This window comes from Plantactinospora sp. BC1, assembly GCF_003030345.1.
GTDB lineage: Bacteria > Actinomycetota > Actinomycetes > Mycobacteriales > Micromonosporaceae > Plantactinospora.
Window position 1 is genome coordinate 6,388,745 of sequence record NZ_CP028158.1, and the last position, 19,711, is coordinate 6,408,455.

Consider the following 19,711-nt stretch of genomic DNA (forward strand, 5'->3'; position numbering starts at 1 on the left):
AGCAGCCTTGACCGGCCAGTCACAGTCAGAGATCTCCGAGATCATAAAAGGGCGCCAGGTAATGGCGTACGACGTACTCCTCCGCATCGCCGAAGGTCTCAGCATTCCTCGTGGCTATATGGGGTTGGCATCCAGTACGGATCACGGCGAGCAAAGTTCGATGTCGGCCGCAGTCACCATCAGTAGTTGGTCCGCGAAACAGTCGCTTGCACGCTCGGCGCAAGTCGTAGTCGGCGATGTCGCCTCCAACATCTGGACTCAGCCACTACGCCTGGAGTCCACGCCGGTCCCCGAGCAAATAGGTCTCGTGGACGTCGACCGACTCCGGAACATAGCCGCCGGCCTACGTGCGCTCGACTATCAGTTCGGCGGTGGCTACTGCCGGGACGCGGTCGGCGCCCAGGTCCGATGGGCGCAGCAACTTCTGACGTGCAAGCAGGAGGATGCGGTTAAGCGCGTGTTGCACATCGCGCTCGCGGATCTCCACAACCTCGCAGGGTGGACCTCGTTCGACGTCGGTCTGGACATCTCTGCCAAGGAGCACTTTGTGCGCGCCCTTGAGCAGGCGAAACACGCCCAAGAGCCGTCACTAATGGCCAAGGCGCTCTACTGTCTCGGCCGCCTCCACCTGCACCATCACCTGCTGCCCGAAGCATTGAAATTCTTCCAGCTCGGTCAGATTGCCGCACAGGAGTCGGGATCCGAACTGGCCGTGGCGTTGCTCTGTGCCAATGAGGCATGGACATACGGCCTACTCGGCGACGAGGGTCAGGTGCTCAAGTCCGCCGGCCGCGCAGAAGACGAGTTCTCCCGCGCACACGAGAGCAAGGCACCAACCTGGATGACCTTCTTCACCAGGGCAGATTTGAACGCATGCATCGCGATGGCCAAGGCGTCCCTGCCGCAGGCTCCACCCCGACACAGGCAGGCAGCGATCGCCGGCTTCCATCTGAGCCTCTCCATGAGGGCAGAGCACATGGCGCGAAGCCGAGCGTTCGAGCTGACTGCCCTCGCGAGGCTGCACCTGATGGACGGCGATTTTGATCATGGCTCGGCTGTGGGTCACCTGGCCGTCGACGCGGCGCAACAGGTGCGGTCGTCACGTGTCCTTGACCGGCTGACGCCGCTGCTCACAGAGGCCCAGCGACATCGGCACCATGCCGACGTGCTGTGCCTCCAAGAAAGGATTGCTACGCTGCGCGAGGTATGAGCGCGCATGCTGACCCCCTACAAGGTCGCCTCGGACCGGCCAGGTTGAAGATGATCGTGGCTGCCACATGCCGCGAGACAGGGCTTGACCCAACCGACGCCACTCTGATCAAGTTCACCAACAACGCCGTCTTCCGGCTACCCCGAGAGTCTGTCGTGCTGCGAATCGCAGGTTCGGCGACGATGCGCAACCGGGTGACTAAGGTGTTGCAGGTCACTAACTGGCTTGCGAAACACAACTTCCCCGCCGTACGCCCCCTAAAGAGCATCGAGCAACCGCTGCTTATCGATGGCGATGTTGTCACCCTTTGGAAACAGGTACCCGAGGGTGGGCCACCGGCCAACGGAAGGCATCTCGGCGAAATACTCAAACAGCTCCATCATATCGCCGACAGGCCACCAATGCTCCCACTCTGGGACCCGATCAGCAGCATCCGCAGCAGACTCGATGAAGCAGAAATACTTGGCGCCGAAAATTACGCTCGACTACTTGACGTAAGCAGTGAAATCGAGAGTGACCTGAGTGGCCTCGCATACGATCTGCCGCCAGGCTTGATTCACGGCGACGCGACCGTCGCGAACCTCATTACAGGAAACACCCATCCGATTTTATGCGATTTTGACGCAGCAAGTTTGGGCCCACGCGAATGGGATCTGACGCCCGTGGCGACCGGCCATCTTCGCTTTGAGCCAACAGGAAACAACCAATCACTAATAGTCGAAGCCTATGGATTCGACATCACGGAATGGCCCGGCTTTTCTGTCCTGCGGCGTCTTCGAGAGCTGCAATTGGTCACAAGCGTTCTGCCTGTCTTGCAGAGCAATTCAAGCCTCCAACCGCAATGGCAACACCGGTTAAGGACTTTCCTTGGCAAAGACACTGGGCAACGTTGGCACCTGTACGGATAGCGGCTAGGCGAATGACAGGACATGGCATGGTCAAGCTCCTGCCTGACGCTCAGTCGAGATCCTCGAAATCGAACGCCCTCTGACCATCGGTAGCATCGCCATTGGTGGGCACACTCTTAGCTGACATAATGTCTGACCAGGACGTTACCAAGCTATTGAAGCGGAGTGCGGTCTGGGGCCATCTATTCCTGGCGGCACCGAATAACAAATAAGAAAGCTCTCTGACTGCATCCACGTTGACTCGCTTCTCAAGCCTTAACATCAACGCACCAGCCGCCTGTACCCCTTGTTCCTCCAGCGTCCTAGACAGGTGAAGTGCGCCCTCCCATACTGTCGGCCGGTCGTCGCGCTCTGGATCGTACCTCGGATCAAGTTCGTTTGGCGCCACAAGACATGCCTTACCGGCACGGGCTCGTGCAACTCGCGCCCGCTCGAGGCCCCCTAGCGATATATTCAAAGCTCTTGCCAGCGTTTCCGCGTCACCAGAAGTACCCTCATCAAACCCGTAGCCTTCGAACCATTTGACACACCAACGAGTGACGGGGTCAAAATCTCCCTCCTGCTCCGAAAGTACCTCTGCTAAAACCTCGTTGATCAAGATGAGGGCGGTATGCACACGCATTGTCGCGCCACTTGGCTCCGAGACCCTCGCATAACGAGAAAATACCTTCATCCCGGGCCCAATTGCGGCCTGAGCCAAATCAACTGGCGCGATATTCTTGTGCTGTAGCTCGCGCAGCGCTCCTGGCAGTTCCTCCTCTAGTGCACCAATAAAGGTCCGCCGGTCTACGACTTCAGCATCCTTGGGGCGCGGTCGGAGCACGAGAACGACTGAAGATGCCAAGGCATTAGAACCCACATCGCGAACCCGACCGGATCGCTCGCTACGAACAGGCCATGTTCCGGTCACGGTCCAACCCGCGTCAATCATTCCCTCAAGAAGAGTCTGCCAGCCAGTCGACACCTCACCTTCGTTGGATTGCTCCGATTGCTTGTAGGCGTAATATACCGTGAGTGGAACCTCGGAATTGGCCTGCCTCCTAGCGGCCGAGAATACCGCTCTGAAGCCGTCCTCGAAAAAGTCGTCCGCCGCCTTAGCGCCACCATGTCGAGCCGGATCCGCTACCAACTCGTCGGCCTTCGGCACAAGCAGCGTCTGCATCAAGGTGCCCGCGATGTCGCCCAACGCTTGCCGAAGCCATACGTAGTAGAAGTCAGAAAGACTCGCATACCCGACATTGCTGTAATATGGTGGATCAGTTGAGACCGCGAGCCCCTGGTACTCGCGGGCTTTCGCGTCTCGCTGGACGGCAACGCCTGCTGAACGCGAGGGCAGGAATGCAAGCACTTTTGATACCCAGCTCGCGCTAGTGCCAATTTCCGCCGGCCCTACATAGAAGGGGTTCGCCTCAGCGAAGTCCCAACTCATGGAGATCGTCTGGAGTTTGAAGAGCCCGCCAATTCCTTCTTTACTCGGCGCAGGATTCCACATGTTCAAACGAGTCATTGAGCCACAGGTCCGACTGAATGCAATCGCTAGATACAACGCCACAGTGTCAGCATAAGCGACCGAATCAGTACCGCCGTCCGCCAATCGGGAACCCGCGAGACGCCCAGTCGCAAGGATCGTTTGCAGTACCTGACTGCGAACCTCTTGAACAAGATCCCGGATGTACACGAGCGTCGTTAGCTGACGATTTGTGAAGAGATCGACATGGCGCGTCATGCCATATCCCTGTACCCGGAAGCCGAGCGCCTGTTCGGGCAACTCAGTATCCGGAACATCGGCGGGGCGGGGGACAGTGGCAGCAATCAAATGTTCGTCAGTGGGCGCGAGGTAGGTACGTCGCCGATTCCCTTCAACAGCAAGCGCCATGAGTTGCTCGGCTAACCGGCCCTCCTTGCCCTCGGTCCGAATATAGACCAAAGGCACGACAGTATCGCAGCCGATACAAAAGGCACGGTTATCGCCTACGGTTCCGTCACTCAGCTTCGTCGGAGCCTGGCGTACGTCGTGGCCGATGGAGAATTCGACACGGCCGTTGACGACGGATGGGACGACGTACGCCTCCTTGCCCTTCTTCTTGCCGAGCCACCAGGAGCGGACCAGCGGCATCATGATGCCGCAGGCGGGATTGGGACACTTCACGGTGCGGGCCCAGATCCATGCGATGACGGTGGCCTCCGAGCCGTCCGGCAGCTTCGCCTTCGGATACAGGTGCCCGATGCGCTTCTCCGCCTCGTCGCGCATCCACTGGCCATACCGGCGTACGTCCTCGGCCAGTCCGGTGGCGCCCGGCCAGCCGCCGAGCTTCGACTCGGCCGCGCCGGGAAAGACCGGCGGCATGCCGGCCCACTTCGGCGGGATCTCGATCAGTGCCTTGTTGATGAGCACCGCCACCGGGTTCAGGTCCGAGGCGTGTGCCTCCAGGCCGAGCCGCTGCGCCTCCAGCGGGATCGTGCCGCCGCCCGCGAACGGGTCCAGGATCGGCGGAGGGTTGCCGTCGCAGGACTTCCAGATCTCGGCCCGCGCCTTGGCCAGCACTCGCTCGTCGTTGGAGTTCTCCCACTTCACCAGCTCGCGGATGATGTCGAAGAGCCGCTCCCGCTCGACCTGCTGTGCCTCCGATGTGGGGAACTGGTCGGGATGCGCCGACGGATCGTCGACGAGTTGGGCGAAGAGGACCGCCCGTGCGGCAGCCAGCGGCCGGCGGGCCCACCAGAGGTGCAGGGTCGAGGGGTGGCCGTGCCGGATCGACTTCTCCCGCGCCGCCTCGCGGTTGATGTCCTCCAGCGGCAGCGCAACCTCGATCAGCTTGCGCTTGTACGGCTGCTTCCCCATACGTCCCCCTCCCGAGCCCACACGCGGCGTCAGCACGATACCGCCACCGTCCCGAACCGCCTCCGAGACTGTCTGCTTGCGGTCAGCTACCGCAACAAAATCCCCTGTTCGGCACCAAATGCCACCAGGTCGGCTCGCCGCAATCGCGAAGCAGTGGATTGACCTTCAGTAACGGAACACTCACTCTCGATTCGCGAAACGACCGACTGGAGAGAGTGAGGCGGGCGTGACCCAGCCGGATGCGACCACCGAACCCCAAGCAAGAATCTGCTGCAACTGCTACCTCGTGACCGTGCCCGAGGACGGGACCTGGCGACACTCTGCCGAGGCCCTGCTCAAGTTTCCGTCGAACATTTGCGACGAAACTCGTCCCGGGCCGAAGGCGGGGCCCCGAGACATCCGGTCCGGTCGGGGCAGCATCAGACAAGTCAAGGCCGACCCGTTCATGGAGGACAAGGGGAGCGTCGAAGTCCCCGGCTGGCAGCGTGACGGTCAACCGCTGGTCATCGGCACCGATTGCTCGTACCGGAAACGTCGCAACGCCGATCGGCCCCCATACGGCGGGCCGACCTGCTGGGGGTACGTCGCCGCCAACGGCAACTATGGCTTTGGCGGCGTCTTTATGCCCCGCCGGATCGGCGGCGACCCGGTGAGCAACGGCGAGATGCGGGCCGTCTTCTGGGCCGTCCACCGGTTGGTCCCACAGCACCGCGTCGTGCTGGTGACCGACTCGATGGACACCCTGGAACTGATCGAGGAGTGGCGTACCGGCAGCACCCGGATGCCGCGCGGCTACACGGTGCACCGGGAGAGCTGGCGGACTGCCAAGTTGGAGTTGCTGCGCCGCAAAGTCGTGGAGCACTCCGAGCTCATCGCCGTTCGCTGGGTACGTGGCCACACCGGCCACCCGCTGAACGAAGGCGCTGACGCGCTGGCGAAGTTCGCCGGCCTGTGGGCCACCGGACGGGTCTCGGAGGACGTGGCGAAGGCAGACGCCTATCGCACCGCCGCCGCCGTACTCGGCCGGTTCCGGCAGTAGGCGATTACGACGGCTCCCGGCCGAGTTGCCACATCTTCGGCCAACTGAACCGCACCCCGTCGACCAGGGCCGACACCCGCTCCCCCGCGAACGGGTCATGCACATAGCGCACCTGGTCGCCGGCCGGGCCGTCCGGGTGCAGCGCCACCAGGGCCAGCCGGTAGCGGTCGGCGTTCTGGCCCACCCGGATCTCGTTGTTGGTGACGAAGAAGTCCTCCGCGCCGTCGACCCGGCCCTTCACCTCGATGTGCACCAGGTGGCCGTCGAGGGTGCGTGAACGGATGTCGTACCCCGGATTGTTGTGTGCCATCTCCTCGGGTTCGCGGCCGAGCCGCCGCTCGGCCGCGAGCACCGCGTCGACCGCGCGCCGCGCCGAGGTCATCGTCTCCGTCGGGTACGTCGAAGCCGCCGCTCCGGCCAGACCGTCCAGCAACCCCTGCGGCACCACCACGGCGAGCGCCCCGACGACCGGTGGCCGGGCGTGCAGGTGCCCCTCCCGGTCCAGCTCGGCGAGCCGGCGTTCCAGTCGCCGCTCCAGTTCGGTGGCCCGTGCCTCGGCGGCCCGGGGCTGGATCCGCGGCTTCCGACCGTCACTGACCAGCGTGGCCAGCCGCTGCGCCTCGGTGTACCAGTGGTTGATCTCGGTGGCGAGCCGCTCACGCACCAGCCGGCGGGTCCGCTCGATCTCCGCTGCGCGCCGCTCGCTGACCTCCGCGTACCACTGCGGCAGCTCGACCCCGGCGGCCCACTGCTCGGCGGTCCGGCTCGCCTCGGCCAGCCACGGTGCCGAGGTCGCCTCGGACAGGCCCGCCCGTTCGGCGTCCGTGGCCGGCGCGTAGTCGAGGAACGGCGCCGTGCCCGGTCGGGACCTGCCGTCCTGCCACAGCTCGACGTAGCTGAACCGGCGTGCCACCATCCGGTCGTTGCCGTCGACGATCTCCTCGCGGATGGCCACCAACAGCCGGGGCTGCTCGGTGCGGTCCAGCCGGTCGACCAGGACGCAGCCCCGCTCCAGCGCGGGGGTATAACGCTTGATGGTCTGCCCGATCACCGCGTCGTGCAGCGGATGACCGGGGGCGAGCAACTCGGCGCTGACCTGGTCTTCGACCCTGACTCTCGCGCGGTCGAAGCAGACCCGCTCATACCGGGCGACCACCGGGCCGGCCGGTCCCCGCTCCTCGCGCACCAGGTTCGGCACATGTGAAATCTGATACCTGCCCGGCTCCCGGGGGCCGAGCCGGCCACCCAACCGGCTGAACGCGTCCCGGAAGAACCCCTCGATGTAGTGCGGCTGGAGGCGACGGGCCCGCGCCTCCTCCATCCGCAGCCTGATCCGCTCGACGTCGGCCAGCGAAAGCAGGTCCCGGTGCAGCGCCCGGTCGGCGATGAGCTTCTTGACGCCCTCGCCCACCCGATCGTCGATGACCTTGTTGAGGTGTTCCCGGACCTCCGGCAGCTCCCCGGTCCGGATCGCCTGGACCAGCAGCTCCCGCAGCGGCTGGCCCTCGAACGCCTCGCCGAGCACGTCGAAGACCTGGCCGCCGAGATCCCGCGCCTGCTCCTCCAGCTTGGCCAGCAGCCGCAGGAAGACGTCGCCCTCCCGGGTGTTCACGGCGACGAGATTCCACAGGTGGCACATTTCGGTCTGGCCGATTCGGTGCACCCGGCCGAACCGCTGCTCGATCCGGTTCGGGTTCCAGGGCAGGTCGTAGTTGACCATCAGGTGCGCCCGCTGGAGGTTCAGACCCTCCCCCGCCGCGTCCGTGGCGACCAGGATCACGCAGGTCGGGTCCGAGGTGAACCGCACCTGCGTCGCCTTGCGCTCCTCCCGGCGTACGCCGCCGTGGATCGACACCACCGCCTCCGGGCGGCCCAGCAGGGTGCCAATCCGCTCGACCAGATAGTTGAGCGTGTCCCGGTGCTCGGTGAAGACGATCAGTTTGCGCGGGTCGCCGTTGCCGTCCCGCAGCTCCGGGTTGTCCTGCAACAGGCCGCGAAGCTGCGTCCACTTCCGGTCCGTCTCCGCGTGCCGGACCCGTCGGGCGATCGCCACCAGATTCCGGAGTACGGCAATCTCCTGGCGCAGCTCGGCGGCGGACCGGGCGGCGGTGGCCGCGTCGACGACCTCCTCCTCCATGCTCTCCCGCTGCTCCGCGTCCAGGTCGTCGAGCAGGTCGTCCGGGTCCGCGTCCCCGAGCAGCCGATCGGCGGCGTCGGGCGACGGCGTCCTGTTCAGCGTCTCCTTGAGCCGCTGCTCCAACCGCTGCTGCCGGCGCTCCAGCGAACGCAGGATCGCCTCGGGGCTGGACGCCAGCCGACGCTGGAGCACGGTCAGCGCGAACCCGACGGTGTTGCCCCGGCGTGCCTCGCCCACACTTCGGAGCTGGTCGACCCGGTTCCACTCCCGCCGCACATAGTCGGTGACCGCCTCGTAGAGGCCGCTCTCCGCACTGGAAAGCTCGTAGTCCACCGTGTAGGCCGCCCGCTTGGGAAAGAGCGGCCTGCCCTCGAAGGTGAGCAGCTCCTCCTTCACCCGGCGCAGCAACACGCCGTCGGCCCGTGGCGCATGGCCACGCGCCCGGCCCTCGAACCGATCCGGATCCACCAGGGCCAGGAAGAGATGGAAGTCGTCCTCCTTGCCGGCGTGCGGAGTGGCGGTCATCAGCAGCAGGTGCTGGCTGACCCGCCCCAGGAGCTGCCCCAACTGGTATCGACGGGTGGTCTTGAGTTCGGCGCCGAAGTAGTGCGCCGACATCCGGTGTGCCTCGTCTACCACCACAAGATCCCAGTCGGTGGCTTCCAACTGGGTGAGCAGTCCCTCGTTCCGCGCGAGCTGGTCCATCCTGGCGATCAGCCAAGGATGCTCCGCGAAGACGCTGTCGCCGAGCGCCGTCGCGTTGATCAGGTCTCCGGTCAGCAGCCGGAACGGCAGGCCGAACTTTTCCCGCAGCTCGTCCTGCCACTGTTCGACCAGCCCGCCGGGCGCGACGATAAGGCAGCGCCCCAGGTCGCCACGGAGCAGCAGCTCCTTCATGTAGAGACCAGCCATGATCGTCTTGCCCGCGCCCGGGTCGTCGGCAAGCACGAACCGCAGCGGCACCTTGTCGAGCATGTGGCCGTAGACCGCCTCGATCTGATGCGGCAGCGGCTCCAGGTCGCTGGTGGTGACCGCGACCATTCCGTCGGACTGGGCGGCGCATTGGATCCGTAGCGCCTCGGCCGCGAGCTTGAACTCCGCCGGATCCGCATCGAACGCCGCGACCCGAGGCGCTTCCTCCGTCAGGCCGGACTCGTCGGAGCGGAGCATGATCCGGTGGTCGGGTCGTTCTCCCGGCGCCTGGTAGACGACGAGGATCGAGTCGGGCCCCATCGGGGTCACCGCGATGACCTCGACCACCTTGTCCACGACAATGCCACGTACCCGTACGCTCCGGTCGAGGTCCTCCAGCCGCACGTCGCTTCACCACCTTCACATCCCTGGCCCTTGAACCTTACGGCCGCAAGTCCCCTATGGATGCTGTCCCTACCGAGCAGCGGTACTTGTCGGACACCGCTGCTAGGGTTCGCCGCCGTGGACGGTGGAGACGACGCCGACAAGTTCCGGCACCTGGTCGAGGAGTACGTCCGGCGGCACGTCGCGCTCGGCGAGCTGCCGTACGACGCGATGGTGGCCGGTGCGGTCGAATACCTGGCCGACGAATACGATCCGGCCCGAGTCGACGCGCTGGCCCGGGATGTGGCCCGGGCCGAGTTCGCCGCGCACGCCGCCGCGCAGGCGGACTGGCCGGAGGTGACCGACAGCGATCGGCTCACCCTCGCCTTCCGGGCCCTGGACGCGGCCGGGATCGTCGCCCGGGAAAACTTCACCTGCTGCCAGAACTGCGGCCTCGCCGAGATGGGCGCCGAGGTCGCCGACGGCGAGACGCCGCGCGGGTACGCCTTCTACCACCAGCAGGACGCGGAGCGCGGTGCCGACGGCGAAGCCGTGTACGTCGCGTACGGGCTCTTCGAGCAGCCGCCGTCGGCGGAGATCGGCGCGGAGGTGGCGGCGGCACTGCGCGAGCACGACCTGCCGGTGGACTGGGCGGGGGACACCGGCGCTCGGATCCGGGTCCCGCTGACCTGGCAGCGGCGCCGTACCGGCCGGTTGGCGGCCTTCCCGCCCCCGGTCGACGACGACGTCACCGTCGAGATCGAGGTCCCAGACACCTGGCGCGGGGTGTACGCCCCGACCACCGGGCCGATCTCGGCCACCCGGCTGGCCAGCCTCTACCTGCCCTGGCTGCCCACCGGCACCCGCATCGGACTCACGTTGGACGGCACCACCCTCACCGTGCGGCGGGACTGGGACACCCTGGTCGGCTCCTTCGCCGACCTCGACCGGCCCGACTCCCGGGCGACCGGTACGCCGGGATGACACTGGTCCGGCAACTCCGGTCCGGCGGTACGGCCGACACCGCCCCGGAGGACCAGGGTGGGCCGGGTGGAGCGTCCGGTGACGGCGGCGACGGCGGGCTGGTGGAGGCGACCTGGGAGCATTCGGCGGGGCGCGAATACCAGGGCGTGCCGCTCTCCCTCCGGGAGAGTGTCGACCTGCTGCGCCGGATGCCGGTCCGCACGGGTGCCTGGGTCTCCTTCCTCGGCCGCTCCGGCGGGATCGTGCAGATGCGGTGGAAGGAGCGCAGGCTCTGGCTGGAGACGCCGGATCCGGAGGCCGCCGCCTCGCTGGGCCGACACGTGACGATTCCGGAGGCCGAGCGGATGGTCGGGGTACTCGCGGTCGAGGACCGGGTCGCGGTGGCCGATCTGGGCGACGTGCGTATGGTGCCCTGGGGCTGACCCCTCGGTGGTCCGCCGCCCTTCGGCGGGTTCGCCCGGCCCCGTGCCCGGGTGGTTATCCGGCCGGCGGCAGCGCTCCGGCCCAGCCCGAGGTCGCGTCGATCAGTGCCCGGCGCCCGGTCGTCGCCCCGGTCGCGGCCGGCGGGCCGGCGACGCAGGCGCCCCGGTGACCCTCCCGCTCGCCGCACCGGCCGGCGCCGAGGAGCAGCCGGTCGCAGAAGACCCGGTACCGCTCGTGCTGGGCGTCCTCGGCCGACACGGTGACCTCGCCGGCATCGAGTTCCGGGAGGAAGGCCAGCGACTCGGCCAGCCGCGCGGCCAGTTCGGTGGCGGCGTGCAGGGTGTCCACGGCAACCGGAAGGTGGATGACGTGGCCCGGCAGCCCGTCGCCGGGACCGGAACCTCCGGTGGCCGGTCCTGGCTGACCCAGGGTGGATGACCTCAGATGACCCATGGTGGATGACCTCACCCGAAATTCGGTTACCTTCGCGCTCCGCCCGCCTGGGGCGGTGCCGCCGGCCCGGCCAGCCTGGGCCGACGCCCCGATAGCTTGCCAGACGTACTCGGAAATTTCGGGTTTGCCACTCTGAGTCGGCCGAGCCTACCGGCGGGAACGGCGCGCTGCCGAGCCGGTCGACCCGGCGGCAGCGGCGACCCCGGTCCGATCGGTACGGCCAGCCGGACCGATCGGCACTAGCCGAGGCCCCGGGGCACCCAATACCCTTCGGTAACCGCGACTCAACGTGATCACCGTCACGCGACGATATCTCGGAGGCACCCCCCGCCATGGCACTCGACGTCCCCTACCGGTCCATCCCCGACATGTTCCTGAAGCGTGTCTCGGCCACCCCCGACCGGGACGCTTTCGCCCACCCCGCCCCGGACGACTCCGGCCCGGTCTGGCTGAGCTGGGCGCAGGTCGGCCAGCGCGCGAAGGCGATCGCGGCCGGGCTGCGCGGCCTCGGCGTCGGCTCCGAGGACCGGGTGGCGATCCTGGCCAACACCCGGCTCGACTGGGTCCTCGCCGACCTCGGCATCATGTGCGCGGGCGGCGCGACCACCACGGTCTACCCGACCACCGAGCCGGAGGACACCGCCTACATCCTGGCCGACTCCGGCTCGAAGGTGCTGATCGCCGAGGACGCCGGACAGGCGGCCAAGATCGCCGGGGTGGAGCTGCCGGCGCTGACCCACGTCGTACTGATCGACGGGCCGGCCGACCCGGGCGCCACCCCGCCGCAGCTCACCCTCGCCGACCTGGAGGTGCAGGGCGCGCTGGCCCTGGAGAGCGACCCGGAGCTGATCGACCGGGTGGTCGCCGAGATCGACCAGGACGACCTGGCCACCCTGATCTACACCTCCGGCACCACCGGCCGGCCCAAGGGCGTCGAACTGCTGCACGCCGGCTGGTGCTGGGAGGGCGTGGCACAGGCACAGCTCGGACTGATCAAGGCGGAGGACCTGCAGTACCTCTGGCTGCCGCTGTCGCACTCGTTCGGCAAGACGCTGATCTGCGGCGTGATCCACGTCGGCATGCCCACCTACGTCGACGGCCGGCTGGACCGGCTGGTCGAGCTGCTCGGGGTGGTCCGGCCGACCCTGATGTGCGGCGCGCCCCGGATCTTCGAGAAGGTCTACAACCGGGCGGTCACCACCGCGCAGACGGCGGGCGGCGCGAAGGCGAAGATCTTCGCCTGGGCGGTCCGGACCGGCAAGCACAAGGTGGCGCTGGAGCAGGCCGGCCAGCCCGTCTCGGCCGGGCTGCGGCTGCGCTACGGGCTCGCCGAGAAGCTGGTCTTCAGCAAGCTCCAGGCCCGGCTCGGCGGCCGGATCCGGGTACTCGTCTCCGGCGCCGCGCCGCTGAGCCAGGAGATCGCGCACTTCTTCGCCGCGGCCGGCCTGCCGATCTCCGAGGGGTACGGGCTGACCGAGACCAGCGCCGGCAACTTCGTCAACCGGCCCGGCGCCCTCAAGATCGGTACGGTCGGCAAGGCCATGGGTGACCTGGAGTGCCGGATCGACTCCGACGGCGAGATCCTGCTCCGGGGCATGCCGGTGATGCGCGGCTACCACAACCTGCCCGAGGAGACCGCCGAGGCGTTCACCTCGGACGGCTTCTTCCGGACCGGTGACATCGGCGAACTCGACGACGACGGCTTCCTGAAGATCACCGACCGGAAGAAGGACCTGGTCAAGACGTCGGGCGGCAAGTACATCTCGCCGTCGCACATCGAGGGCATGTTCAAGGCGCTCTGCCCGTACACCTCGCAGGTGGTGGTGATCGGGCAGGCCCGCAACTACTGCACGATGCTGGTCACCCTGGATCCGGACGCGATCGGCACCTGGGCCGCCGGGGGTCCGCTCGCCGGCCGCCCGTACGCGGAGATCGTCTCCTCGGCCGAGGTGCGTGCCATGGTCGACGGCTACGTCGCCGAGCTGAACCAGAAGCTCAACCGCTGGGAGACGATCAAGAAGGTGACGGTGCTGACCCGTGACCTGACCGTCGAGGACGGCGAGATGACGCCGTCGATGAAGATCAAGCGTCGTGCCGTGGAGAGCAGCTTCAAGGCGGAGATCGACCAGATGTACGAGGGCACTCTCGCCCAGATCTGAGCCCGTCCGCGATCCGGTCCCTCCCCTCCGGGATCGGATCCGGCACCCCACCGGACCGCCGTGCGACCCGCGATCGCCCGGCGGTCCGGTGCTCTCCGGGGCCTGCGGGCGACCCGGCCGACGGCCCGGCCACCCTCCGGCTCGGCCACCCCCGGCTCAGCCACCCCCGGCTCGGCCACCCCCGGCTCGGCCACCCCCGGCTCAGCCACCCTGGCTCGGCCGGCCGGGGCGCTACCGACGGTTCCGGCTCGACTACCGGCGACAAGGTGACATCGGGGCGGCTTCACCGACCCGTCACCGGGGTAAGAGCAGAGTCAGGCGCACGGCGGGCTCAAGATCAGGTGCCCGGTCGTGACGGTACGCGGGCGGTAAGGGGGTTCCGGTGATGGTGGCCACGGTGGCAGCGCACGTGGAGACCGGTGCCTTGGTGATCACCTTGGCAGGCCGGTGGAGCGTGGCTCAGGCATACACACTGCAACGGGCGATTTCGCGCTGCGCCGCGCACCACCCGCCGTACGTGGCGGTGGACTGCACCCGGATCGCCCCGGACAAGCTGCTGCCGACCCTGCTGCCGGCGATGGTGATGCTCCGGGAGTCGTGCCGGCGCGGCATGACCGTGCTGGTCTGCGCACCGGCCTCGGCCCTGACCGTGCTGCTGCGCCGCCTGCCCACCCGGCGGGTCCGGATCTATCCCCGGCTCACCGACGCGCTGAGCCGGATCCGGCCCTACCCCGTGTCGGCCCGCGCCCGGCGGGCCCACCGTCGGCTGCCGCCGGTGCCGCAGGCGGTGAGCGCGGCGCGCGGACTGGTCCGGGAGTGCTGCGAGCGGTGGCGCCTCTCCGACGTCGCCGAAGAGGCCCAGCTCGTCGCCTCCGAACTCGTGGCGAACGCCGTCGAGCACGCCGGTACCGACATCGACCTCACGCTCTGCCACCACCGGCAGCGGCTGCGGATCGCGGTGGCGGACCGGCACCCCGGCGTACCGGCGCTGCCCCGGCGGGAGTCGGCCCCGGATCCGCGGCAGCCGCTCGCGCTGCGCGGTCGCGGGCTCGGCATGGTGAGCCGGTCGGTCGCCAACTGGGGCGTACTGCCCGGCAGCGACGGCAAGATCGTCTGGGCCAGCCTGGCCGCCACTCCGGCGTCCCGGCTGCGCCTGCCCAGCCTGGTCACCATCCCCCGGGCCGGCTATCCCGCCTGACCGGACGCTGTACCCGGCCACCGGCCCGACCGGACCCTGGTCAACCGCCGGCCTGACCGGGGGCTGTGCCAGCGACGGGCTCAGCCTGGGCGGGAACGGGCTCAGCGCAGCTCGCCGGTGCCGTGGAAGTGGTCGAAGATGACCTGGTCGACCGGGGAGACCCGGTGCCGGTCGGCATAGCCCAGCCAGACGATCTCGGCGATCTCGTTGGCGGGTCGCAGCACACCCCGGTACTCGGCCGCGTAGCAGGTCATCCGGACGACCGTACCGGCCGGGTGCCCGTGCGCCGCTGCCGTGAAGACGCCGACCGGCTCGGCGGTACCGGCGACGACGGCGACGCTGAGTTCCTCCTCGATCTCCCGTACCAGGGTTTCGAGGTCCGTCTCGCCGGGCTCCCGTTTGCCGCCCGGCAGGTAGTAGACGTCCTTGCCGTGCGAGCGGGAGCTGAGGATCCGGCCCTCTTCCAGCCGGATCCAGGCGATCTTGTCGATCGTCTTGTCGATCATCGTCACCGGGCCGATGATCGCAGGAAGGCCGGTCGGAGACCCCGGCGGGGCCCGCTCAGGCGATCACCACCGGCTCCCGCCAGAGCGGGCGCTCCGCCCGGTCGATGTCGTACCGGACGGCCGCGATCCGGCGTACCGCCTCGGTCAGCTCGGCGGCGGGCAGCGTGAACGGCAGCCGGAGGAAGCGTTCCAGGGTGCCGTCGAGGCCGAACCTCGGGCCGGGGGCGAGTCGTACCCCCGCCTCCTCGGCGGCCCGGGCGAGCGCGCTGGCGATCGGGCCGTCCAGCTCGGCCCAGAGCGTCACCCCGCCCGCCGGGGTCCGCACCCGCCAGTTCGGCAGCTCCGCCCGGAGCGCGGCGAGCAGCGCGTCGCGCTGGGCGGCCAACTGCGCCCGCCGGGCCCGCACGATCGTCCCGGCGTGACCGAGCAGCCGTACCGCGACCAGTTGGTCCAGTACCGGACCGGCCATGTCCACCCCGACCCGGGCCGCCGCCAGCCGCTGCACCTGGGGTGCCGAGGCGCGGATCCAGCCGATCCGCAGGCCGCCCCAGTACGGCTTGCTCATCCCGCCGATGGTGACGACCCGGGAATGGCGGTCGAAGACGGCGGTCGGCGGGGGCACCTCGGTGCCGTCCAGCGCGAGGTCCACGAAGGACTCGTCGACCACCAGGTCGGTGCCGCTGGCGTGCGCGGTCGCCACCACCCGCTCGCGCAGCTCGGCCGGCATCAGGTGGCCGGTGGGATTCTGGAACTCGGGGATCAGGTAGGCCAGCCGGGGACGGGTCTGCCGGAGGCTGCCGAGCAGCAGGTCGGCGTCCCAGCCGGTGCCCTCGGTGGCGAGGCCGTGGGTGGCGATCCGGGCCCGGCGCGCGGCGAGCGCGGCGAGCGCGTTGGGATAGGTCGGCGACTCCACGAGTACGCTGCCGCCGGTCGGCAGGGCGAGTCGGAGCACCAGGTCCAGGGCGTGCTGCACCCCGTTGGTCACCATGATCTGCTCGGGGCTGGTCGGCAGGCCCCGCTCGGTATACCCCCGGGCCACCGCCGCGCGCAGCTCGACGATCCCGGTCGGGTGGTAGCCGGCGCCGCCGAGATAGCGGGGCAGGTCCTCGGCGGCGGCCCGGGCGGCCGAGGCGAGTTCCGCCGGGGCGGCCAGCGCGGCGCAGCCGAGGTCGATCATGTCCAGGTCGTCCTGCGGGGTCCAGAGTCCCGAGCTCGCCACCCGGTGCCCGCCCGGCAGGGTGGTCCAACTGCCGGCCCCCCGGCGGCTGTTCAGGTGCCCGCTCTCCCGCAGCTCCCGGTAGGCGGCGGTGACGGTGGTCCGGCTGACCCGCAGCGCCTCGGCCAGTTCCCGCTCGGCCGGCAGGCGTACCCCGAGCGGCAGCCGGCCGTCCGCGAGCAGCCCGCGCACCGCGCCGGCCAGCGCGACGTAGTCGGGGCTGCGCCGGCGCCCCGGCAGGGCGTGCCACTGCCCGAGCATCCGGCCGAGCTGTGCGCCTCGAACGAGGCTGGTCATAGCCACTTCACCTCGATTGGCCCTTCAGTACCGCTGGATTGGCCCTCAGAGTGGCATGCATGGCAAAAATTGGCAACAGTGGCGATCGGCTCGTCCGGCGTCTCGGACAGCTCTACGTCGGACTGACGCTCTACGGCGTCAGCATGGCGCTGATGGTCGAGGCGTCCCTCGGGCTCGACCCCTGGGACGTCTTCCACCAGGGGCTCTCCCGGCTCACCGGGGCGTCGATCGGCACCGTGACCATCGCCGTCGGCGCCCTGGTGCTGTTGCTCTGGATCCCGCTGCGGCAGCGTCCCGGCCTCGGCACGGTGAGCAACGTCGTCGTCATCGGGCTCGCCGTCGACCTGGCGCTGGCCCTGTTGCCGACCGTCGAGGCACTGCCGACCCGGATCGGCTTCCTGGTCGCCGGCATCCTGCTCAACGGCATGGCGACCGGCCTGTACATCGGCGCCCGGCTCGGCCCCGGCCCGCGCGACGGCCTGATGACCGGGTACGTCGCCCGCCGGCCGCACCGCTCGCTCCGGCTGGTCCGTACGGTCATCGAGCTGGCCGTACTGGCGATCGGGTTCGTCCTCGGCGGCCAGGTCGGGATCGGCACGGTCGCCTACGCCCTGGCCATCGGCCCGCTGGTGCACGCCTTCATCCCGATGTTCACGGTGCCACCCGCGCAGCCCGTACCACCGGCGCGGCCCGACCCGGTCTCGCAGCCCGACCCCGTTCCGTAGCCCGCCCCCGTTTCACAGCCCGACCCCGTCTCACAGCCCGGAGCCGTTCCGTAGCCCGACCCCGTTTCGTGGCCCGGAGCCGTTCCGTCGCCCGGGGCGCCGCGCGAAGCCCGGCGGTGCGGCCGAAAAAGATCGTCGATCCGGCTCGGATCGTCCCACGTGGAGGGCGGGTGTCCTTGGTTCGACGGAATGAAGCGGTGCACAACGGTTCCGTCGGATGGCGCGGCACGGCATCATTTCCCCATGGGGGATGAGGGATGGCGTTGGTCCGACGCTTGGATCTTCGTATCGCTGATCATCGCGGGCGGTGCCGGACGGCACCGGCGGTCGAGCAGCACCCGCCGGCCGGAGGGCGTCCGGCTCGCCGACGTGCTCTCCACCGCCGACCATCTCAACCGGGCCCTCCCGGCCCGGCACGAGATCGAGGCCGCGGTGCGCCGCCTGGTGGGCGCCGGCCTGATCACCGTCTCGGACGGCTGGTTCCGGGTCACCTCCGCCGGTGAGCACCTGTGGCGTACCCGGCCGCACGGCGGGCTCGCCACCACCGTCGAGACGGTGCACGGGGTGCTGACCCGCCGGCACTCCCCCGGCAGCCACGACTGGGAACTCGCCGAGGACGAGCACGCCGCGGCGATTCAGGAGTACGCCGCCCGGTTCACCCTGCCGATGCCGCGCCGCTCACCGGAGAACGGCAGATAGTCCACCGGGGCCGACCGGCGGGCAGCGCCGCGTCGGAAAGCGGCGGGGTCAGCGGACCGGGTGCCCGGCGCCGCGCAGCGCGTCCTTGACCTCGCCGACGCTCAGCTCACCGAAGTGGAAGACGCTGGCCGCCAGGACCGCGTCCGCACCGGCCGCCACCGCCGGGGGAAAGTGGGCGACCGCGCCGGCCCCGCCGCTGGCCACCACGGGTACGTCCGCCACCCGCCGGACCGCGCCGATCAACTCCAGGTCGAAGCCGGCCTTGGTGCCGTCGGCGTCCATCGAGTTGAGCAGGATCTCCCCGGCGCCCAACTCGGCGGCCCGGGCGGCCCAGCCGACCGCGTCGATCCCGGTGCCGCGCCGGCCGCCGTGGGTGGTCACCTCGAACCCGCTCTCGGTGCTGGTCCCGGCCGGGGTACGCCGCACGTCCAGGGAGAGCACCAGCACCTGCCGGCCGAACCGCTCGGCGATCTCGGCGATCAGCTCCGGTCGGGCGATCGCGGCGGTGTTCACCCCCACCTTGTCCGCACCCGCCCGGAGCAGTACGTCGACGTCGGCGACCCGGCGTACCCCGCCGCCGACGGTGAGCGGGATGAAGACCGTCTCGGCGGTCCGGCGTACCACGTCGAGCATGGTGCCCCGGTCGTCGGAGGAGGCGGTGACGTCGAGGAAGGTCAGCTCGTCGGCACCGGCCTCGTCGTACGCCCCGGCCAGCTCGACCGGATCGCCCGCGTCCCGCAGGTCGACGAAGTTGACCCCCTTGACGACCCGCCCCGCGTCCACGTCGAGACAGGGGATCACCCGTACCGCCACCGTCATGCGCCGAGCCTAACCGGCGCGGCCACTACCGCCTCCGCCGCGCGGACCATCACGCCGCCCGCAGTACGGCGAGGGCCTCGGCGACGGTGAACGCACCGGCGTAGAGCGCCTTGCCGGCGATCACGCCCTCCACCCCGATCGGTTCCAGCGTGGCGAGCGCGCGCAGGTCGTCCAGGGTCGAGACGCCACCGGAGGCGATCACCGGGGCGTCGGTACGAGCGCAGACCTCGCGCAGCAGGTCGAGGTTGGGGCCGCGCATCATGCCGTCCTTGGTGATGTCGGTCACCACGTAACGGGCCGCGCCGGCCTTGTCCAGCCGCTCCAGCACCTCGAACAGGTCGCCGCCGTCCCGCGTCCAGCCTCGGGCCGAGAGGGTACGGCCGCGCACGTCCAGCCCGATCGCCACCCGGTCGCCGTACTCGCCGACCACCCGGTCGCACCACTGCGGGTCCTCCAGCGCGGCGGTGCCGATGTTGATCCGGGCCGCCCCGGTGCCCAGCGCGGCCCGCAGCGACGCGTCGTCCCGGATTCCGCCGGAGAGTTCGACCTTGACGTCGAGCCGGCCGACCACCTCGGCCAGGAGTTCGGCGTTCGAGCCCCGGCCGAACGCGGCGTCGAGGTCGACCAGGTGGACCCAGTCGGCGCCGTCACGCTGCCAGGCCAGGGCGGCCTCCAGCGGCTCGCCGTAGCTGGTCTCACTGCCGGCGGCGCCCTGGACCAGGCGGACGGCCTGGCCGTTCGCGACGTCGACGGCGGGAAGCAGGGTCAGGCTCAACGTGCACTCCTCGGTTGGCGAAACG

16 protein-coding genes are annotated in these 19,711 nt (G+C 69.1%); 9 read left to right on the top strand and 7 right to left on the bottom strand.

The features are described 5' to 3' along the window. Window positions 1-7: 7 nt before the first annotated feature. Window positions 8-1,210, top strand: a complete 1,203-nt coding sequence (locus C6361_RS28050; protein WP_199853105.1) for a transcriptional regulator — start codon at window positions 8-10, stop codon at window positions 1,208-1,210. After that, the gene (locus C6361_RS28055) at window positions 1,207-2,118 is read left to right on the top strand and encodes a phosphotransferase enzyme family protein (RefSeq protein ID WP_107269545.1); all 912 of its coding nucleotides are present in this window, start codon (window positions 1,207-1,209) and stop codon (window positions 2,116-2,118) included. The genes C6361_RS28050 and C6361_RS28055 overlap by 4 nt, the downstream gene beginning before the upstream one ends. A 49-nt stretch (window positions 2,119-2,167) precedes the next feature. Here the strand turns inward: C6361_RS28055 and C6361_RS28060 are convergent, their stop codons facing one another. Beyond that, a complete protein-coding gene (locus tag C6361_RS28060; protein ID WP_107269546.1) occupies window positions 2,168-4,960 on the bottom strand; it encodes a DUF1156 domain-containing protein in 2,793 nt (930 codons plus the stop codon). A gap of 226 nt (window positions 4,961-5,186) precedes the next feature. On the opposite strand from C6361_RS28060, the gene C6361_RS28065 reads away from it, so the two are divergent. Next, the gene (locus tag C6361_RS28065) at window positions 5,187-5,999 is read left to right on the top strand and encodes a ribonuclease HI (protein ID WP_159079512.1); all 813 of its coding nucleotides are present in this window, start codon (window positions 5,187-5,189) and stop codon (window positions 5,997-5,999) included. A 4-nt stretch (window positions 6,000-6,003) separates the two neighbouring features. Here the strand turns inward: C6361_RS28065 and C6361_RS28070 are convergent, their stop codons facing one another. Beyond that, on the bottom strand, window positions 6,004-9,453 hold the full coding sequence (locus tag C6361_RS28070; protein ID WP_107269548.1) for a helicase-related protein: 3,450 nt from the start codon (window positions 9,451-9,453) through the stop codon (window positions 6,004-6,006). A 117-nt stretch (window positions 9,454-9,570) separates the two neighbouring features. On the opposite strand from C6361_RS28070, the gene C6361_RS28075 reads away from it, so the two are divergent. Continuing rightward, entirely contained in the window at window positions 9,571-10,416 is an 846-nt protein-coding gene (locus tag C6361_RS28075) for a hypothetical protein (RefSeq protein WP_107269549.1), read from the top strand. After that, complete coding sequence (locus C6361_RS28080; RefSeq protein ID WP_107269550.1) at window positions 10,413-10,838, top strand: hypothetical protein; 426 nt, start codon at window positions 10,413-10,415, stop codon at window positions 10,836-10,838. The genes C6361_RS28075 and C6361_RS28080 overlap by 4 nt, the downstream gene beginning before the upstream one ends. 55 nt (window positions 10,839-10,893) lie before the next feature. On the opposite strand, the gene C6361_RS28085 is transcribed toward C6361_RS28080, so the two are convergent. Continuing rightward, on the bottom strand, window positions 10,894-11,187 hold the full coding sequence (locus C6361_RS28085; RefSeq protein WP_234359056.1) for a hypothetical protein: 294 nt from the start codon (window positions 11,185-11,187) through the stop codon (window positions 10,894-10,896). A 437-nt stretch (window positions 11,188-11,624) separates the two neighbouring features. On the opposite strand from C6361_RS28085, the gene C6361_RS28090 reads away from it, so the two are divergent. Both C6361_RS28090 and C6361_RS28095 read left to right on the top strand, forming a co-directional pair. After that, the gene (locus C6361_RS28090) at window positions 11,625-13,451 is read left to right on the top strand and encodes a long-chain fatty acid--CoA ligase (RefSeq protein WP_107269551.1); all 1,827 of its coding nucleotides are present in this window, start codon (window positions 11,625-11,627) and stop codon (window positions 13,449-13,451) included. 454 nt (window positions 13,452-13,905) lie between these two features. Beyond that, window positions 13,906-14,649, top strand: a complete 744-nt coding sequence (locus tag C6361_RS28095) for an ATP-binding protein (protein ID WP_159079513.1) — start codon at window positions 13,906-13,908, stop codon at window positions 14,647-14,649. A gap of 101 nt (window positions 14,650-14,750) precedes the next feature. Here C6361_RS28095 and C6361_RS28100 read toward each other — a convergent pair whose 3' ends face one another. Further along, a complete protein-coding gene (locus C6361_RS28100; protein ID WP_107271230.1) occupies window positions 14,751-15,155 on the bottom strand; it encodes an NUDIX domain-containing protein in 405 nt (134 codons plus the stop codon). 55 nt (window positions 15,156-15,210) lie between these two features. After that, window positions 15,211-16,668, bottom strand: a complete 1,458-nt coding sequence (locus C6361_RS28105; RefSeq protein ID WP_107261333.1) for a PLP-dependent aminotransferase family protein — start codon at window positions 16,666-16,668, stop codon at window positions 15,211-15,213. A 59-nt stretch (window positions 16,669-16,727) separates the two neighbouring features. Between C6361_RS28105 and C6361_RS28110 the strand changes: the two genes are divergently transcribed. After that, window positions 16,728-17,393, top strand: a complete 666-nt coding sequence (locus C6361_RS28110) for a YitT family protein (RefSeq protein WP_107269553.1) — start codon at window positions 16,728-16,730, stop codon at window positions 17,391-17,393. 243 nt (window positions 17,394-17,636) lie between these two features. Continuing rightward, on the top strand, window positions 17,637-18,092 hold the full coding sequence (locus C6361_RS28115) for a hypothetical protein (RefSeq protein WP_107261337.1): 456 nt from the start codon (window positions 17,637-17,639) through the stop codon (window positions 18,090-18,092). A gap of 48 nt (window positions 18,093-18,140) precedes the next feature. On the opposite strand, the gene hisF is transcribed toward C6361_RS28115, so the two are convergent. Both hisF and priA read right to left on the bottom strand, forming a co-directional pair. Beyond that, complete coding sequence (gene hisF, locus C6361_RS28120) at window positions 18,141-18,911, bottom strand: imidazole glycerol phosphate synthase subunit HisF (RefSeq protein WP_107269554.1); 771 nt, start codon at window positions 18,909-18,911, stop codon at window positions 18,141-18,143. A 49-nt stretch (window positions 18,912-18,960) separates the two neighbouring features. Further along, window positions 18,961-19,686 carry a bifunctional 1-(5-phosphoribosyl)-5-((5-phosphoribosylamino)methylideneamino)imidazole-4-carboxamide isomerase/phosphoribosylanthranilate isomerase PriA gene (priA, locus tag C6361_RS28125; protein ID WP_107261341.1) on the bottom strand — a complete coding sequence of 242 codons (726 nt, stop codon included), beginning with the start codon at window positions 19,684-19,686 and terminating at the stop codon, window positions 18,961-18,963. Window positions 19,687-19,711 lie beyond the last annotated feature (25 nt).

Excerpts from the sequence above, each read along its gene's own strand:
- C6361_RS28055 (WP_107269545.1), top strand. The coding sequence starts at position 1,207 with ATGAGCGCGCATGCTGACCCCCTACAAGGTCGCCTCGGACCGGCCAGG.
- C6361_RS28060 (WP_107269546.1), bottom strand. The coding sequence starts at position 4,960 with ATGGGGAAGCAGCCGTACAAGCGCAAGCTGATCGAGGTTGCGCTGCCG.
- C6361_RS28080 (WP_107269550.1), top strand. The coding sequence starts at position 10,413 with ATGACACTGGTCCGGCAACTCCGGTCCGGCGGTACGGCCGACACCGCC.
- C6361_RS28090 (WP_107269551.1), top strand. The coding sequence starts at position 11,625 with ATGGCACTCGACGTCCCCTACCGGTCCATCCCCGACATGTTCCTGAAG.
- C6361_RS28100 (WP_107271230.1), bottom strand. The coding sequence starts at position 15,155 with ATGATCGACAAGACGATCGACAAGATCGCCTGGATCCGGCTGGAAGAG.
- C6361_RS28105 (WP_107261333.1), bottom strand. The coding sequence starts at position 16,668 with ATGACCAGCCTCGTTCGAGGCGCACAGCTCGGCCGGATGCTCGGGCAG.
- C6361_RS28110 (WP_107269553.1), top strand. The coding sequence starts at position 16,728 with ATGGCAAAAATTGGCAACAGTGGCGATCGGCTCGTCCGGCGTCTCGGA.
- C6361_RS28115 (WP_107261337.1), top strand. The coding sequence starts at position 17,637 with ATGGGGGATGAGGGATGGCGTTGGTCCGACGCTTGGATCTTCGTATCG.
- hisF (WP_107269554.1), bottom strand. The coding sequence starts at position 18,911 with ATGACGGTGGCGGTACGGGTGATCCCCTGTCTCGACGTGGACGCGGGG.